This window comes from Stappia sp. ICDLI1TA098 (genome assembly GCF_054880955.1).
In genome coordinates this window covers 427,844-442,978 of sequence record NZ_JBTZBT010000001.1, presented here as the reverse complement: position 1 = coordinate 442,978, position 15,135 = coordinate 427,844, and the positions used below count along the sequence as shown (strand labels likewise).

At 65.3% G+C, this 15,135-nt stretch carries 9 protein-coding genes; 1 reads left to right on the top strand and 8 read right to left on the bottom strand.

Features of this window, described 5'->3' with window-relative positions; all coding sequences use genetic code 11:
* Nucleotides 1-47: 47 nt before the first annotated feature.
* Nucleotides 48-1,271, bottom strand: coding sequence for a chloride channel protein (locus ACSLUQ_RS01930; protein ID WP_417771016.1), 1,224 nt, complete (start codon nt 1,269-1,271; stop codon nt 48-50).
* A gap of 347 nt (nt 1,272-1,618) precedes the next feature.
* Nucleotides 1,619-3,433 carry an aminopeptidase P family protein gene (locus ACSLUQ_RS01925; protein WP_461807555.1) on the bottom strand — a complete coding sequence of 605 codons (1,815 nt, stop codon included), beginning with the start codon at nt 3,431-3,433 and terminating at the stop codon, nt 1,619-1,621.
* Nucleotides 3,434-3,709: 276 nt separating this feature from the next.
* Here ACSLUQ_RS01925 and ACSLUQ_RS01920 point away from each other — a divergent pair, with 276 nt between their 5' ends.
* Nucleotides 3,710-3,928, top strand: coding sequence for a hypothetical protein (locus ACSLUQ_RS01920; protein ID WP_417771018.1), 219 nt, complete (start codon nt 3,710-3,712; stop codon nt 3,926-3,928).
* Nucleotides 3,929-4,050: 122 nt separating this feature from the next.
* On the opposite strand, the gene ACSLUQ_RS01915 is transcribed toward ACSLUQ_RS01920, so the two are convergent.
* The 6 genes from ACSLUQ_RS01915 to ACSLUQ_RS01890 all read right to left on the bottom strand — a co-directional run bounded on the left by ACSLUQ_RS01915 (nt 4,051) and on the right by ACSLUQ_RS01890 (nt 15,125).
* Complete coding sequence (locus ACSLUQ_RS01915; protein WP_417771019.1) at nt 4,051-4,941, bottom strand: 50S ribosomal protein L11 methyltransferase; 891 nt, start codon at nt 4,939-4,941, stop codon at nt 4,051-4,053.
* 147 nt (nt 4,942-5,088) lie between these two features.
* The gene (locus tag ACSLUQ_RS01910; RefSeq protein WP_461807554.1) at nt 5,089-7,551 is read right to left on the bottom strand and encodes an ATP-dependent helicase; all 2,463 of its coding nucleotides are present in this window, start codon (nt 7,549-7,551) and stop codon (nt 5,089-5,091) included.
* Nucleotides 7,552-7,727: 176 nt separating this feature from the next.
* Nucleotides 7,728-10,055 carry a methyl-accepting chemotaxis protein gene (locus ACSLUQ_RS01905; protein ID WP_461807553.1) on the bottom strand — a complete coding sequence of 776 codons (2,328 nt, stop codon included), beginning with the start codon at nt 10,053-10,055 and terminating at the stop codon, nt 7,728-7,730.
* A gap of 154 nt (nt 10,056-10,209) precedes the next feature.
* Nucleotides 10,210-12,378 carry an NAD-dependent DNA ligase LigA gene (ligA, locus tag ACSLUQ_RS01900; protein ID WP_461807552.1) on the bottom strand — a complete coding sequence of 723 codons (2,169 nt, stop codon included), beginning with the start codon at nt 12,376-12,378 and terminating at the stop codon, nt 10,210-10,212.
* A gap of 122 nt (nt 12,379-12,500) precedes the next feature.
* On the bottom strand, nt 12,501-14,180 hold the full coding sequence (gene recN, locus ACSLUQ_RS01895; protein ID WP_461807551.1) for a DNA repair protein RecN: 1,680 nt from the start codon (nt 14,178-14,180) through the stop codon (nt 12,501-12,503).
* A 78-nt stretch (nt 14,181-14,258) separates the two neighbouring features.
* Nucleotides 14,259-15,125, bottom strand: coding sequence for an outer membrane protein assembly factor BamD (locus ACSLUQ_RS01890; protein WP_417771024.1), 867 nt, complete (start codon nt 15,123-15,125; stop codon nt 14,259-14,261).
* Between the last annotated feature and the right edge of the window lie 10 nt (nt 15,126-15,135).

Genomic DNA, 15,135 nt, shown 5'->3' with positions numbered 1-15,135 from the left:
CCCGCACCAGTCCCCGCCCGAAGACAGCGGCAAGGTGCGGGCCGGGCCTAACGGACCGGCCGTGTCGAGGTCGATTCCACCCATTTCACGAAGATGCGCGCCTGTGCCTGATAGACGCCTTCCTTGCACATGACCTTGGACGCCGCGTTGGCGATCAGCGCGCAGGCCATCAGCGGCAACAGCATGTGATTGTTGTCGGTCATCTCCATGACGATGACGAAGGCGGTGATCGGCGCCTGCACCACGCCCGTGAAATAGGCGACCATCCCCAGAAGCACGATCACACCGATCGGCACATTGGGGAAAAGCAGCGAAAGATCGGCGCCAAGGCCCGCCCCCACCGACAGCGACGGCGAAAAGATGCCGCCGGGAAGACCGCTGATCGCCGAGGCGACGGTCGCCAGAAACTTGAGCGGCGCATAGATGAAGGAGAGTTCCGACCGTCCGTGCAGGGCCTCGCGTGCGGCCTCGTATCCCGTGCCGTTCACCGCGCCGCCGGTCGCCAGGCCGCAGAGCGCGACGACCATGCCGCAGATCACGGCGAAGGCCACCGGGCGCGCCTTGATGAAGCGCCCGATCCGCCCGGGGCAGCCAAGCGTCACCAGAAGCAGGACGCGCGAGAAGGCACCGCCGCAGATCCCGCCGATGACGCCGATCACGGGAACGGCCAACCAGCCCCAGCCGAAATGCAGCACGTCGTGGGTCGTGCCGAAATAGATGTAATTGCCGAACACCGTCAGCGGCACCATGCCGGCGAGAATCACCGTTCCGATGATCAGGCCGCTGGTGCGCATCTCGAACGACCGGCTCATTTCCTCGATGGCGAAGACGATACCGGCAAGCGGCGTGTTGAACGCGCCGGCGATGCCCGCGGCCGAGCCGGCGAGGATAAGCCCCTGCTGCCGTCGCGGCGAAATCCGCCCGGTGAGGAACATGATCGCGGCGCCAATCTGCACCGTCGGCCCCTCGCGCCCCGTTGACGCTCCAACGGCAAGACCGGCCGTCGTCATCAACAACTTGCCGACCGCAGATCGCAACCCGACGAGCTTGACGCGGTCCCGAGGGCTCTTCAACTGACGCGCGGCGATGGCCTGAGGGATGCCGGAGCCCTGCGTTCCCGGGAAATAGCGGTTGGTCATCCAGACCACCAACCCGAAACCGACAGGCGTGACGAAAAGCCCGCTGTAGGGAGATATCTCGAGAAAAGCCCGAAAGACGTCCTGCGCCTTGTCGGAAATCACCGCGAGCGCCATGCCGCTCAGCCCGACCATGAGGCCGCCAACGCCGAAGATGATCCTTCGCTGCCACTTCCGCGACAGCGCACGAAGGTATCTGACGGGGTGAACTAGGAGATATCTATAAGCCATAGGCTCCTTGTCCCCGTCTTGCGGCCGGATCGGCCCAGGGACAAACGCTTTCTAGGGGTTTCGGATCGAATTTGACGCGCTGCCAGCGCCACATGCGAGCTAGCTTGCGGTATACTTGGAATTCCTCCCGGAATCCATATCAAGATGCTGGTTTTAAAAACGCGAAACCTCCGTTCCGCGTTTCAACGACCCGAGACGTCGTCTTGCAGCACGCAGCCGCCGCGCTTGTGGCGGCAGCGTGCTGCGGTGTGTCAAAGCGGGGCCGTCACAGCCTTGAGCCAGGTCCGCGTCTCAGCGTCCACCAGCGGCCCGATGTCGGCCAGCACGCGCGCGTGATAGGCATCGAACCATGCGCGCTCTTCGCCCGTCAGCATGTCTCCCAGGACCAGACGCCGGTCGATGGGCGCGAGCGTCAACGCCTCGAAGCCAAGCATCGGCCGCTCGCCGCCTTCAATCATCGCGGCCGGGGTGACCAGTTCGAGATTCTCGATGCGAATGCCATGCGAGCCGTCGCGGTAATAGCCAGGCTCGTTGGACACGATCATGCCCGGTTCCAGCGCGACATGACCGGTCTTGGCGATGCGCTGCGGCCCCTCGTGCACAGAAAGATAAGACCCCACGCCGTGCCCGGTGCCATGGTCGAAGTCGAGCCCGGCCTTCCACAGCGCGATGCGGGCCAGCGCGTCGAGCTGCGCACCGCTCGTTCCCGCCGGGAACCGCGCGGTGGCGATGGCGATATGCCCCTTCAGCACCAGCGTGAAATGGCGCTTCATCTCCTGCGTCGCGGCACCGACCGCAATGGTCCGGGTGATGTCGGTCGTACCGTCCTGATACTGGCCGCCGGAATCGATCAGGAACAGACTGTCCGGCGGGATCTGCAGGTTGGAGCGCCGATCAACGCGATAGTGGCAGATGGCCGCATTGGGGCCCGCGGCCGAGATGCTGTCGAAGGAGATTTCCTTCAAGGCACCGGTTTCGGCGCGGAACGACTCGAGCTTCTCGGCAACCGCGATCTCGTCCAGAGGTCCCTCGGCCACCGCGCCGTCGAACCAGGCGAGGAACCGGCAGAATGCAGCGCCGTCGCGCAGGTGCGCCGCCCGCGCGCCAGCGATCTCGGCCGCGTTCTTCACAGCCTTCGCCCGCGTCACCGGGTCCGCCCCGGTCACGACCCGGCCGCCAGCCGCGGCAACCGCCTCGCCCAGAGCGGCTCCGGTCCAGTCGGGATCCAGCATGACCGCCGCACCACTGCCACCAAGCTCCGCCAGCGCCGGCATCAGCGCCTCGGGACCATCGATCACGGCAAGCGCCTCCAGATGATCGCGCGAGGCGTTGGTGAGCTTGCGCGCGTCGATGAAGATGCGCGGGCGCCCTTCCGCCGGCAGGACGGCGAAGGATAGCGGCAGAGGCGTATGCTGCACGTCGCTGCCGCGGATATTGAAGAGCCAGGCGATGGAATCGGGCTGGGTCAGCACGAAGGCATCTGCCCTTGCGGCGGCCACCGCCCGCGCCATGCGGTCGATCTTGGCCGCGGCCTGCTCGCCGGCGAACGCATCAGGATGCACCGTGACGGTTCCAAGCGGCGACGCCGGCCGGTCGGACCAGACCGCATCGAGCGGATTGTCGTCGACGGCAACCAGTTCGGCTCCCGCGTCCGCACAGGCATCGGCGAGGCGCCTGGCGCCATTGATCGTGTGAAGCCGAGGATCATAGCCGATACGCGCGCCGGGCTTCACCGTTTCGGCGAGCCATGTCGCAGGTGGGGTCTCGATCAGGTGCTGCGGCGCGAAGACCGAGGTATCGACCTGCTCGCGCACCTGGATGGTGTAGCGGCCGTCGACGAAGATGGCCGCCTCCCGGGCGAGAACAACGGCCATGCCGGCGGAACCGGCGAAACCCGTCAGCCATTCCAGCCGGGCCTCGCTCGGCGGCACATATTCCCCCTGGTGGGCATCGGCGCGCGGCACCAGGAACCCGTCGAGACCGCGGCGGGCAAGCTCATCCCGGAGCGCCGCGCACCGCGCGGAACCCGTACTGGGATCAATCATCGTGTCGAAGGACTGGAACATGACGAGACGCTAGCGAGAAAACGAGGTCCGCGAAAGGGGAAACACGGTCTCACAGCCCCGGCTTTGCACGCGTTCTGTGCAGCGGATGCACAGCTGCTGTGCGCCTTGCACAGACTTTGGATGTTGCATCGCAAAATTTCCAATTCGCACATGCAGCAATCGCAGCACTGCCATGCACTTATCGCACTTTTCGCAGAGCTCGGTTCCCCCCATATTGGACTTGTGAGTTTGAGGGAGGAACCTCTCTAGAAGAGACCTCGAACCGGAGTAAAGATCATGGCCATTGCCACCACGACTGCACTTGCCGGCGTATCGCACGGCACCTCGAAGAGCCTGTTCCGCAAGGCCATGGATTCCATGGTTGCGGCGCGCGAGCGCCAGGCTCGCCGCTATGTGAACGGCTATCTGCTCTCGCTCGATGATGCGACGCTTGCCGCCTACGGCTACGAGCGTGCCGAGCTTGAGCGTCAGGGCGGATTGTCCGCGGCGTTCTGATCCGGCGCAAGGCGCGCTAAGCGCCCTGCACCCGGCAGACAACAAAAGAACCCGGCCTTGCGCCGGGTTTTTTTGTGCCTGAACGCCGCCCGGACCACCCGGGCCGGCGCGCCGCGTGTGCGTCACACAAGGTGACGCCCACGCATCAGCGTCAACGTCAGCCAGCCGTCGCGGTCCTGCCTGCGCACCAGGCGGAACCCCTGCGCACCATAGGCAAAGAGGATACGCGGTCCGTCCTCGACCCGCAGCCCGGACAGCACCAGCGTCGCATCATGCGCCATGCGCCGGGACAGACCATCCGCCATGCGCATCAGCGGCCGCGCCAGAATGTTGGCGACGACAAAATCGAAGGGCCCCTCCTCGTCGAAGACCCGGGCGTCGACGCCCGCCGCCGTCGCCACCTTCAGCAAGGGGCCGGCCAGATTCGCCACCGCATTGGCGCGCGCGGTTTTGGTCGCCACCGGATCGATGTCGGTTGCAAGCACCTTCTGCCGCGAAAGCCGTGCCATGGCGATGGCGAGCACGCCGGTCCCCGTACCCAGATCGAGCATGCGCGCATAGCGCCGCCGCGTCAGCAGCCGATCGATCTCGATCAGGCAGCCCGCCGTTGTGCCGTGATGCCCTGTCCCGAAGGCCAGCGCGGCCTCGATCTCAATGGAGACGCCATTGTCGGGCCGTTTGTCGCGGTCATGCGCCCCATGCACGAAGAAACGTCCCGCGCGCACCGGCTTCAGCCCTTCCAGGCTCTTGGCGACCCAGTTGATGTCTTCAAGCTCGACCGCCTCGACAGGCGCGGCGAAGGCATCCGCGCCAAGTCGGTCGCGCACCAGATCGGACGCCTCGCCGGCACTCATGTCGAAGAGCAGGATCTCCGCCGTCCAGTCGCGGCCGTCGGCGGACGCCTCGAACACGGTCACCGGGTTGCCATCGTCCTCGAAGTCTCGGGACAGCAACTCATAGATGCGCTTTGCCTCGATCTCCTGGGCGGTGATACGGACGCGGATGGTCGACATGAGGGCTCCGGGGCTTCCTGCGGATGGGGCGGGGTTGCCCGCCTATAGACCCGCGGACGGCCATCGGCAACGGCCTTGGCGGGGAGAGGGGGCGGCGGGCGCTCCGATAGTCCCCCAAAGCGCGCGCCCGGCGTCGGCGGACACGCGTCAGTGCCGCTCGACGAAACCGTCCAGGACCTTCTTCCGGCCAGCTTTTTCGAACTGGATCGTGAGCTTGTTTCCCTCGATGGCAACGATCTCGCCATAGCCGAACTTGATGTGGAAGACCCGCTCGCCCGTCGCGAAGGAGGACGGCTCCTCGGCAACTGACTTCACCACAAGGTCCCCCTCAATGGTGCGCGGGCCACCGCTGCCGCGCCGCTCGTTGCCGCTCAACCGACCGGCAAACCCGCCGCGCGTCCCCGCACCGCCTCCTCCCGAAGACTGGGAGCGCTGCGCCCGCTGCCATCCCGGCGTCGAATAGCTCGACTGGAACGGATCACGCGTGTCGAAGCGGCTCGCGCCGTAACCGCCGCCATAGCCCCCATAGGACTTGGACGGCTCGACCACGTCCACATGGTCGGCAGGCAACTCGTCGAGAAAGCGCGAGGGAATCGTCGATTGCCAGCTGCCGTGAATGCGCCGGTTGGAGGCGAACCAGATCTTGGCACGCCGGCGCGCCCGGGTCAGGCCGACATAGGCAAGGCGGCGCTCCTCCTCCAGGCCGGCGCGACCGGATTCATCGAGCGCGCGCTGGTGCGGAAAGAGCCCCTCTTCCCAGGCGGGAAGGAAAACCGTGTCGAACTCCAGGCCCTTGGCCGAATGCAGCGTCATCAGCGACACCGCCTCGGCGTTGCCGTCCGCGTCCCTGTCCATCACCAGCGAGACATGCTCCAGGAACCCCGCCATGGACTCGAACCCGTCCATCGAGCGGATCAGTTCCTTGAGGTTGTCGAGCCGCCCGGGCGCCTCGGCGGAACGGTCGGCGCGCCACATCTCGGTGTAGCCGCTCTCGTCGAGCACGATCTCGGCCAGTTCGGTATGCGGCATGCCCTCGAGCTGATCGCGCCAGCGGTCGAAGTCGGCAAGCAGCATCCTGAGCGTCGTGCGCGCCTTTGGCCTCAGCTCTTCCGTCTGGCAGAGATCGGCTGCCGCCTGCATCAAGGGCATCCGGTTCGCCCGTGCATGGGCATGAACGAGCTTGAGGCTCGCTTCGCCGAGGCCGCGCTTCGGCGTGTTGACGATGCGCTCGAAGGCGAGGTCATCGGCCGGCTGAACGATCGCGCGGAAATAGGCAAGTGCGTCGCGGATCTCCATGCGCTCATAGAAGCGCGGCCCGCCGACGACCCGATAGTTGATCCCCAGCGTGACGAACCGATCCTCGAACTCACGCATCTGGAAGGAAGCGCGCACCAGGATCGCCATCTGCTCGAGGCCGTGGCCCTTCGCCTGCAATGCCTCGATCTCGTCGCCGATGGCCCGCGCTTCCTCCTCCGAATCCCAGACGGCGGCGACCGAGACGCGCTCGTCATCCCCCTCGTCCTCAAGGTCGGTGAACAGCGTCTTGCCGAGACGGCCCTCATTGTGGGCGATCAGATGAGAGGCGGCAGCCAGGATGTGGCTCGTCGAGCGGTAATTGCGCTCCAGCCGGATCACCTTGGCGCCCGGAAAATCGTGATCGAAACGCAGGATGTTGTCGACCTCGGCGCCGCGCCAGCCATAGATCGACTGGTCGTCATCCCCCACGCAGCAGATGTTGGTGTTCCCCTGTGACAGCAGCCTCAGGAGCATATACTGCGCGATGTTGGTATCCTGATACTCGTCCACCAGCATGAAGACGAAGCGGCGCTGGAAGTCCTTCAACACGTCCGGATTTTTGCGGAACAGCGTAATGACATGCAGCAGCAGATCGCCGAAGTCGCAGGCGTTCAGGATCGACAGCCTGTCCTGATAGAGCGCATAGAGCTCACGCCCCCGACCGTTGGCAAAGCTGCGGGCCTCTCCTTCTGGCACCTGTTCGGGGGTCAGGCCGCGGTTCTTCCACCCGTCGAGCAGCCCGGCGAAGGCACGCGCCGTCCAGCGCTTGTCGTCAAGCCCTTCGGCCTGGATGATCTGCTTGATCAGCCGGATCTGGTCGTCCGTGTCGAGAATGGAGAAACCGGACTTGAGACCGACGAGTTCCGCATGGCGGCGCAGGATCTTGACGCAGATCGAATGGAAGGTGCCCAACCAGGGCATGCCTTCGGCGCTGTCGCCGATCAGCCGCTCGATGCGCTCCTTCATCTCGCGCGCGGCCTTGTTGGTGAAGGTCACCGAAAGGATCTGGCTCGGAAACGCACGTCGCGTCGCCAGAATGTGGGCGATGCGCGTGGTCAGGACCTTGGTCTTGCCCGTGCCCGCGCCGGCAAGCACCAGAACGGGTCCGTCGAGGGTCTCCACGGCCTCGCGCTGCTCCGGGTTCAGCCCCTCGAGATAGGGCGTCGGCTGCATCGGCTCCGCCGGTCGCGCCATGGCCGCCCGCGCCCGCGCCGCGATACCACTGCCCGCGGGCACACCCCTGTCGTCGCGCCCCGATGGCACCGGCTCGGCATCTCGGGCGGAATGTCGGCTGTCGACAGGGAAATTGGCCATGCGGTCTCGGATCTCGATGGGTCAGGGTCACTCAAACCGGAACCGCGGATCGGGATTCGACCTCGCGCGATTCTGTTCTCTCTTTGGACCAATATAGCAACTTGTCCCGTCAATTGGAGGGGCGCAATTGCTCGCGCCCCTCCACTGCCCGGTCTGACGCCATTGTTATTCGAAAATCAGGCCGCAATGAGTGATGCCAACGCTTCCGCAGGTTCATCGAAGCGAAGATCGTAGAAGGTCCCTTCGGCCGAGGAAACGCGCGCGGAAACAACCCGCCCATCGGCAAGCTGAAGCTTCAGCGGCTGATCGGTCGCGATGCCCGCTGCGGAGGTAACCCTTGCCGCAAAGGCATCCGCCGCGCCGATAACGGCCTGATAGCGACGCCCCATGGCGGTAACGATCACCGCTTCTCGCATCTGCGCCTGCACCGCGGCCCGACGCGCCTGCAGATCGCGCGTCACATCGGCAAGGAACGTTTCCACCTCTCCGGCAAGCTGCCTCGTCACCTCGGCAAGGCTCGCAGAGACGGAATTGACGTCACCTGCAACACTCGCTGTCTCGCCGATGGCCGCCGTGACGGAAGTCACATTGTCGGCGACCGTGTCCGTTCCCGTCGAGGCGGCCAAGGCGGATCCTGCAATCTCCTGCGTCGCCGCGCGCTGCTGCTCGACAGCGCCGGCAATCGTCGACGTCAGCTCGCGGATCTCCGACATCGCTGCCGCGATGTCGCCGATGGAATCGACTGCCCCGCGCGTCGACGACTGGATGCCGGTGATCTGCGAGGCGATGTCCTCCGTCGCCTTTGCGGTCTGTCCAGCCAGGCTTTTCACTTCGCTCGCGACCACCGCGAAGCCCTTGCCGGATTCACCCGCGCGTGCCGCCTCGATGGTGGCGTTGAGCGCCAGCAGGTTGGTTTGTTCCGCAATGTCGCGAATGAGATTGACCACAGACCCGATCTGCTCGGCGGCATCGGACAGCGTTGCCACCTCTGCATTGGTCGCGGTTGCCCGCGTCGACGCCGAGGCCATGAGATCGCTCGCCTTGACGGTCTGCGAAGCGATCTCGGCAATGGACGCCGAGAGCTCCTCTGCCGCCGCAGCCACCACCTGGATGTTGCCGGAGGCGGCTTGCGTGGCAGCGCTCGCCGACGAGGCGTCGGTCGCGGCGCGGCTCGCCTCCGAACTCAGTGTTTCAGCGGAGCTTCGCATGTCGACGGCCTTGGAACCCGCCACATCCAGCGTCGAAGACACGCTGGAGCGGAACCCCTCGATCATGGCCTCGATGGAGGCCTGCCTGTCGCGTTCGCGCAGGCGTTCATCCTGCAGGCGGCTTTCCAGGTTGATGCGCTCAACGGCATTTTCCCGGAAGATCTCGATGGCTCCGGCCATCGCTCCGATCTCGTCCGCCCTGCCGGTGTTGGCGATGACAATGTCCGTGTCATTGGCAGCCAGACGGCGCATCACCTCCAGCAATCCCGTTATCGGCGGAACAATGGAGCGATAGACCCAAACGGAAAACGCCATGGTGGCCAGCGCGAGAGCTGCGATCAGCCCAAGCCTCCACAAGAAGGAGCGCCCGCCCGCCGCCACGCCCATGGCAGCCTCGGAAGAGATGGCCCCCGCCAACGCGTTCTCGACCCGCTTCAGCGCCTCGATACGGACGGTGCTGCCCTTGAACCACTGCGGTCCGGTCACAGCCGAGATATCGCCGCCAAAGGGAGCCGCGTAGGCAAGCTGTCGCAGTGCCGCCACATCGGCTTCGACCGGACCGGCAAGTGCGCTTTCATACGTCGCCACCATGTCTGGCGAGGCAAAACGCCGGAAGGTATCCAGATAAGTGTCCTGCATCGCGCCGAGGCGCACGAAATTGCGGAATACCTTTTCGTTGAAAACGCCAGCGCCGAAACCGGCCGCACCCATTGCCCTCTCGATGCCCGCCCGCTCCTTCGCCTGGATCAACGCATTGTAGGCAATCACGGAGCGCAGGGTGTCGCCGTCCTCGACGAGGCCGGACATGCTCGAGATCATGTCGAGAAGATTTGAAATGATCGGCGTGTAAAAGCCCGCGACATCGGCAACCTCGAACGTCAGGGAATCAACGCTCCGGCGTGCCTCGGCAAGCCTCTTGAGCTGTCCGGAGACAGTGGCATGCGGTCGCGAGAACCCATCGATGGCAAGTCGCCCCGTTGGCTCCGGCACGCCCGAGACATAGGTTTCCAACGCCTCATCGGTGGCCCTGCGCTGGGAGCGGATCTCGTCAGCGAAGGCGCTCCCCTTCGATCCGACATATCCAGCCGACGCACCGCGCTCCTTTTGAAGCTGGTGCACCAGTTCCGATATCACGGGAGCAACGTTCAGGAAGTCCGCCACCATCTTGCGCTCCTGTACGGAGCGATAATCCCGCATCAGCTCGATCGAGCTGACGACAAGCAGCGCGGCAAGCGGAATGATGCTGATCGCGGCCAGGCGCAGACCAATCGAACCGGACAGCAGTCGACGAAACATAGTTCTCTCCAGATTTCACTCGGGCCACACGCCCGTGACGAAAGTCTGGCAATCGGAGATTGAAATTCTTTTAAGAGAACCGCCCCAAAAAATAGAAAAGCCATTTAAAACAATAAATTACGTCATTCTACATAAGTAGAAGAACTGCTCTTTCTCACGCCTCGGACATGGCAATCCAGGCGTCTTCATCGATGACATCGACACCGAGCTCTTCCGCCTTCTTCAGCTTCGAGCCCGCGCCCGGGCCGGCGATAACGAGATCGGTCTTCTTCGAGACCGATCCCGAGACCTTGGCGCCCATGGCCTCGGCACGTGCCTTCGCCTCGTCTCGGCTCATCTTCTCCAGCGTCCCGGTGAAAACCAGGGTCTTTCCCGCCACGGGGCTAGAGCCCGCCTCGGCCCTCTCCAGGGCTTGCGGCCTGATCTCGTGGAGCAGAGCCTCCAGAGCGTCACGGTTATGCCCTTCAGCGAAGAACTCGACGACCGCGCGCGCCACCGTCTCGCCGATACCGTCGATGCTGTTGAGCTCGGCCCAGGCATCGGACTGCGGATCGCCCGCCGCCGTCATCGCCGCCGCGAAGCTCGCCCAGTCGAGATAGTGGCGGGCAAGGAGCTTGGCGTTGCCCTCGCCCACATGGCGAATGCCAAGGGCAAAGATCACCCGGTTGAGCGGCATCTCGCGCCGTGCCTCGATGGCCGCGAAGAGATTGGTGACACTCGTCTCGCCCCAGCCGTCACGGTTGCGAAGCTTCTGAAGCGACGAGGCCTTGTCCCGCGTCTCGATGGTGAAGATGTCGGCCGGCTGGCGGATGCCGCCCTCTCCGAGCGGCAGTTCGAAAAAGAACTCCACCTGTTTGTCGCCCAGCCCTTCGATGTCGAAGGCGTTGCGCGACACGAAGTGCTTGAGTTTCTCCTTGGCCTGGGCCGCGCACACGAGCCCTCCGGTGCAGCGGCGCACCGCGTCGGGGCGCCCGGTCTTGGGATTGATATCGCGCACGGCATGGCTGCCGCAGACCGGGCATGCGCTCGGGAAGGCAAAGGCCACGGCATCCGCCGACCGCTTGTCCAGATCGACATCGACGATTTGCGGGATGACGTCGCCAGCGCGCTGGATGCGCACGGTGTCGCCGATGCGAATGTCCTTGCCGCCGCGGATGGGCTCCCCGTCCTGGCCGATGCCCTTGATATAGTCCTCGTTGTGCAAGGTCGCGTTGGAGACGACCACGCCGCCGACGGTGACCGGCTCGAGTTTCGCCACGGGCGTCAGCGCACCCGTCCGCCCGACCTGGATCTCGATGTCACGCAGGATGGTGAAGGCCTGTTCGGCCGGAAACTTATGCGCGATCGCCCAACGCGGCGCGCGTGAGACAAAGCCGAGTCGGGACTGGAGATCGAGCCTGTTCACCTTGTAGACCATGCCGTCGATGTCATAGCCGAGAAGCGCCCGCTCCTCCTCGATGCCGTGATAGGCCGCAAGCAGCCCCTCAACGTCGTCGCATCGCGTCATCCGCGAATTGACCGAAAAGCCCCAGTTCCCGAAAGCCTGGACCATCTCGTACTGCGTCTCGCAAGGCATCTCGCTCATCTCGCCCCAGGCATAGGCGAAGAACCGCAGCGGACGGGCGCGCGTCACCTCCGGGTTGAGCTGGCGCAACGATCCGGCGGCCGCGTTGCGCGGATTGGCGAAGGTCCGGCCGGACTGGATCTCCATACGCGCATTGAGCGCCTGGAAATCCTCGTGGCGCATGTAGACCTCGCCGCGCACCTCCACCACCTCCGGGGCGCCCTCGGGAAGCTCCCTCGGAATGTCGTCGATGGTCAGCGCGTTCTGCGTGACATTCTCGCCCACGGTGCCATCGCCCCGGGTCGCGGCGCTGACGAGCTTGTGCTTCTCGTAGCGCAACGACAGCGACAGCCCGTCGATCTTCGGCTCTGCCGTGATGGCGATCGCGCCCTGCAGCGGGTCGATCTTCAGGAACCGGCGGAGACGCCCGACGAAATCGCGAACGTCGTCGTCCTTGAAGGCATTGTCGAGGGACAGCATCGGCACCTTGTGGGTGACCTTGCCGAACCCCTCCGCCGGGGCGCTGCCGACCCTAAGCGTCGGACTGTCGGAACGCACCAGATCCGGAAACCGCGCCTCGATGGCGTCATTGCGCCGCTTCAGCGCGTCATAGTCGGCGTCGGAAATCGTCGGCGCGTCCTCGCCGTGATAGCGCCGGTCATGCTCGGCAATCTCGTTGGCAAGCCGCTCGAGCTCGGCCGCGGCCTCCTCCAGGGTCAGATCTTCCGGGGAGCGGTCGGTCAGCATCTTGTCGGCCATGGCGGTCTCGTCGGGAAAATGGGTGAGCGTCTCGCACGAACCGACAATATGGAGCGCCACCGCGACGCGGGAAACACCGCTTTCGCCTTTTCCCCCGCCATGCCTCGCCGGAGCGCCCGGCGTCAGCCGGCGTCGGAAAGCAGCCGGTCGGCGGCGGCGCGCGCCTCGTCGGTGATCGTCGCACCGGCCAGCATCCGCGCGATCTCCTCGCGGCGGTGATCCACATCGATGCGCTTCACCCGCGTCGCCACCCGATCCTCACCACCATCCTCGCGCGCGTCTTCCTTCATGATCAGGAAGTGGCCTGCCGCGCGCGCCGCGACCTGCGGCGCATGGGTGACGGTCAACACCTGCACGCGCCGGGCAAGGCGGGCAAGCCGGGCGCCAATGGCCTCGGCAACCGCGCCACCAACGCCTGTGTCGATCTCATCGAAGACCAGCGTCGGGGCCGACCCCTTGTCGGCGAGCGACACCTTGAGCGACAGCAGGAAGCGCGACAGCTCGCCGCCCGAGGCAACCTTCATCATCGGGCCCGGCCGGGTGCCCGGGTTGGTCTGCACCCAGAACTCGGCCTGGTCTATGCCCTCGCGGCTGCGGTTTTCCGGGTCGCTCTCCAGATTGACGATGAAGCGGGCGCGCTCGAGCCTGAGATCGGGAAGCTCCAGTGCAACGGCCTCCTCCAGCGCGCGCGCGGCTTCATGGCGTCGGGCGGACAGGTCGGCGGCGGCGCGATCATAGCGCGACACCGCCGCGCGCACCGCCTCCGCGAGCCCGGAAAGCGCCTCCTCGCCGGCATCGAGCGCGGCAAGGTCGGCCTCATAGCGTGTGCGCAGCCCCGGAAGCTCGTCGACCAGCACCTGATACTTGCGCGAGGCCGCCCGCAGCGCGAACAGCCGCTCCTCGGTGCGCTCGAGCGCCTGCGGGTCGAACTCGCTCTCGCGCAGCGCCGTCTCGAGCCCCGCGCGCGCATCCTCGAGACGATCGAGCGCCTCGGCAAGATGTCCGACGGGCGCGCCGAGAACCCCCGGCGCCTGTTCGGCCTTGCGCTCCAGCCGCCGCCACAGCGCCGCGATCTCGGAGATCGGAGAGCCGTTGCCGTTGAGCGTCTCGAAGGCCTCGCCCAGATCGGTGGCGATCTTCTCCACCTGCATCATCGACTGGCGAATCTCGGCAAGCTCGTCTTCCTCGCCGGCCTGCGGCGCCAGCGTCGCAAGTTCCGCGCTCGCCGAACGCAGGAAGTCCGCCTCGCGCCGGGCGGCCGCGATCCGCTCTTCCTGAACCTTGAGCTCCCGCTCCGCCGCGCGCAGCGCCCGGTAGGCATCGGCGACATCGCCGGCAAGCCCCTCGGCGCCGGCGAACATGTCAAGAAGCCGGCGATGCTCGGCCGGATCGGTGTAGGCGCGGGATTCGTTCTGTCCGTGGATCTCGACAAGAAGTCCGCCGGCCTGGCGCAGCAGCGCCACGCTGACGGGAGAATCATTGATAAAGGCGCGGCTGCGCCCATCCTCCGCCTGCACCCGGCGCAAGATGACGTCGCCATCCGATTCGAGATCATTGTCGGCAAGGAGCTTGCGCACCGGGTGCGTCATCGGCACGTCGAAGGCCGCAGTCACCTGTCCCTGCGGCTGGCCGTTGCGCACCAGCCCGGCATCGCCCCGCCCGCCAAGCGCAAGACTCAGCGCATCAAGCAGGATCGACTTGCCCGCGCCGGTTTCGCCGGTGAGCACCGACATTCCGTCCGCGAACTCCAGATCGAGCCTGTCGATCAGCACGATATCGCGGATTGCAAGCGTGACGAGCATGCGAGCTTTGACCGGATCATGTGTGGAGCCCGCGCAGTCGCGCAAAGCCGGAGAGGCTACGACGCCTCGAGTGAACGCCTAGAGAGAGATACCGCTGAACGCACGGCTGATCCAGCTCCCCGAGTCCTCGCTCGGCGAATGACCGCCGGTCTTCAGCAGCGTGTAGGCGTCCTTGTACCACTGGCTGTCGGGGAAATTGTGCCCGAGCACGGCAGCAGCCGTCTGCGCCTCGTTGACCACGCCGAGCGCGTAGTAGGACTCGGTCAGCCGGTAGAGCGCTTCCTCGATGTGACGGGTCGTCTGGTATTCGGTGATGACCACCTTGAAGCGGTTGATCGCGGCGATGTACTGCCGGCGCTTCAGGTAGAAGCGCCCGACCTGCATCTCCTTGCCCGCGAGCTGGTCGTGGGCGATGCGGATCTTGGTGCGCGCGTCCTCGGCATACTCGGATTCGGGATAGCGCTGGATCAGCTCGCCAAACGCGGCGAGCGAGCGCTTGGTCATTTCCTGGTCGCGCGTCACGTCCGGGATCTGCTTGTTGTACGACTGGCCGATGATATAGAGCGCGTAAGCGCTGTCCTCGCTGCCCGGATAGAGCGTCGTGAACCGCTTCGCCGCGGTAATCGCCTCGTCGAACTTGCCCTGGCTGTAATTCAGGTAGGCAAGATTGATCAGCGCCTTCTTCGAATATTCCGAATAGGGGTGCTGCTTGTCGATTTCCTCGAACTTCTTGCGCGCGTCGGAAAGCCGACCCTCGCTGCGCAGCGCCAGGCCCTCGTTGAACAGGACCGCAGGCGGCGTCTCGTTGGCGGCGAAATCTTCATCGTCCTTGGTCGAGGAGCAGGCCGCGAGCACGACGGTTGCAAGGACAAGAACAGCTGCCCGCGACGCACGCCGCGCATTGGCCACCGTGTTGCCTGCCTTGGTCTTCGGCTGAAACGCCATCACCTGCCTT